Source organism: Adhaeribacter sp., from assembly GCF_057359045.1.
Genome location: NZ_JBMQUD010000125.1, coordinates 1 through 3,045, shown reverse-complemented (window position 1 = coordinate 3,045; position 3,045 = coordinate 1). Strand labels below are relative to the sequence as shown.

Here is a 3,045-nt window from a genome sequence, read left to right as displayed (position 1 = left end):
GCGGGTCTGCTCAATTACCAAAGGTTTTACCCACTGGAAACAACCAAATAAAACCAATCCGTTTACTGGTAAGCTGAACTTTGCTTATTAGCGTAAGTTTAAATTTAGTAGAATCATTCCAAATCCGTCGTTCCCAAAGAATCTTCTGATTAGGTAACCTATAAGATTCTTTGGGAATGACGGAGATCACTGGGCGAAAGAGGCAAGTTTAATCCGCTTCTTTAATCGTTTGATAAAATTTAAACACGCTCTTAACTGCCTATTGCCTTCTCTCTTTTAAGCAAATATTTTTTGCGCTTAAATATTGCCGGCACAGGTTAGTAGTCGTGCTCTTTTGGATTATCCAGATTATATATTATTGGTATACACTATACTGTTAGAGTTGTCATCTTGTAAGAACCTATTGGTTAAAAGGCCTTACCGGTAAAAAAGTAATAACTTCTTTTACCTACTTTACTTTCTACTCAATAGATGCTTGCAACCAGACAAAAAGAGTATTTTTCTGGTGTGCAGCTGGTTTAATAAGATTCGGTATTTTATGGGGTTAACTTGCCTTTACCAAAGGATTTTGCACAATCCCGCGGATCAGGCTTTTATCGCCGGCCAGCCACACAATATCACCGATCTGGAATTGCGTAGCCGGATCGGGGTTAAGAATTCTTTCGCCGTTGCGCTCAATCCCTACAATTAAGCCGTGGGTTCTTTCCCGGATACCCGATTCGCGGATGGTTTTACCCAAATAAGGGAATTTAGCATCTACTAACAATTGGCGCAGGCCCACTTCTGGCTGGGGCGCACTGGCATTTACTTCGGGGCCTTCTACTTCTACAAAAGGTTTAAATTTGCTGAGCTGTTCGTCGGTGCCAATAACGGTAATTTTATCGCCGGGGAATAACATTTCGTTGCCGCGCGGCACCGGTATGGTAAGCCGGCCTCTTTCTATCTGGGCAATGCTTACGCCGTACCTTTCCCGGAAAGCCAATTGGGCCAGGGTTTTGCCCACGTAAGCCGATTCGGGGCTTACATCGAACTGGGTTAAATGCGCATCCCAGGGCAACAATTTTTTAACGGGTCCGGCATCTTCGCGGGCGTTTAAATTGGTTAAAAAGCGTTGCTCAATGCGGTCGTAGGTTTTTTGCAAGCGCTGCCGGAATAAAGGAAATATTACCCCAATGAGAACAGCTGCAAAAATAAGGGCTACTTTAATCGAGAATAATTGGTCTAACAAGAAACCCACAAATAATAAGGCTAAAGCAATCCGGGCTACTTCCATAGCTACTAACGGGCCCCGGCTGTATTTTTTATCTTGCCACAACCGCGAATAAGCCCGGTTTTTAATGCGTTTAATACCCAAGGCATAAATAAACGGCCCCATAAACATTAAGGTAATTAAAGCCGATATAAAATTACCCCAGCGGTTATCCGGAATAATATCGGCGATAAATGGCACCAGGAAATTTATGCTGAGCAAAATAATGCTGATGAGCACCACCGAGTTGGTAATAATGGGCTGGGCAAACGAGCGCAAAACCAATTGCCAATCGCTTACGCTGCTAATGGTTTGGGCGCCGGCACTATAATTGGTTAAAAACTTTTTCCAGCTTTCGGGTAAATTGCTTTCCACAAAATTGTAAAAAGGCTCTGAATAGCGAATCAGGAAGGGGGTGCTAAACGTGGTAAGCGCCGATACCGCTACGGCAATGGGATATAAAAATTTGCTGGTTACGTTCAAGTTTAAACCCAACGTAGCAATAATAAAAGAGAACTCGCCAATTTGGGCCAGACTAAGCCCTGTTTGGATAGATTGTTTTAAAGGCTGTCCCGAAGCCAGTGCGCCAATGGTACTGGTAAGGGCCTTGCCCAAAATAGTGATTAAGGTAATTAAGATTACGGGTCCGGCGTAGTCTAACAGCACTTTGGGGTCTATGAGCATACCCACCGACACAAAGAACACCGCCCCAAATAGCTCTTTTACCGATTTGGTCAGGTGTTCAATTTTTTCGGCGTAAATGGTCTCGGCCAGAATAGACCCCATTATAAAGGCGCCTAAAGCCGGTGAAAAACCGGCATTGGTTGCTAAAACCACCATTAATAAACAGAGTGCTACCGAAATGACCAGCAAGGTTTCGTCGTTCATTAACCTTTTGGCTTTTCTCAGAAAAGAAGGAATTAAATAAATTCCGCCCAAAAACCACACCGACAGGAAAAAAGCTAACTTCACAATAGAGGTTAACATTTCGGCACCTGCAAACTGCTGACTCACGGCCACGGTAGAAAGCAACACCAATAATAAAATAGCCACTAAATCTTCGACCACCAAAATACCAAACACAATGCCGGCAAATTTCTGGCTTTTTACCCCCAACTCATCAAAAGCCCGGATAATAATGGTAGTAGACGAAATCGATAATATCCCCCCCAAGAAAATACTATCCATAAAAGACCAACCCAACAACTGCCCCGAAATGTAGCCCAGTAATAACATACCTACTACTTCGGTTACTGCGGTTATAGAGGCCGTACCGCCTACTTTGGCCAGCTTTTTAAAACTAAATTCCAGGCCCAGGCTAAACAACAAAAATATTACCCCAATTTCGGCCCAAACCTGTATACTTTCTACTTCGGCAATAGAAGGGAAAAACGGAAAATTTGGCCCTACCAACAGCCCCGCAATAATATAGCCCAGCACGAGGGGTTGCTTCAGTTTCTTAAAAAGCAGGGTAGTAATGCCTGCCGCTCCCAGTATAAAAGCCAGATCAACAATCAGTTGAGGAACATGTGTCATATAATATTTTCTTACAGCTAAGTAATAATACAATTAAACAGGTAAAAATACCCGTTAAAATAAATGCAAACGCAGCAAAATATGCTTACCGCTAAAACCTCCTGCTGCTGGTTAACTTACTATTCCGTTTATATTTAATACTTAAAATGTCCGGAATATTAACAACTGTAAACAGGAACCTGCTTATTATTAATGCTAAAATTAAGGAGCGTTGGGCTGAATACTGGAAAGAAGAAAACGGGCCGTAAGGCTAAAATCGG

General features: G+C 42.7%; 1 protein-coding gene. It reads right to left on the bottom strand.

Going from position 1 to position 3,045, the window contains the following annotated elements:
* Positions 1–544 precede the first annotated feature (544 nt).
* Positions 545–2,785 carry a monovalent cation:proton antiporter family protein gene (locus ACO1R6_RS19935; RefSeq protein WP_486266865.1) on the bottom strand — a complete coding sequence of 747 codons (2,241 nt, stop codon included), beginning with the start codon at positions 2,783–2,785 and terminating at the stop codon, positions 545–547.
* Positions 2,786–3,045: the final 260 nt, after the last annotated feature.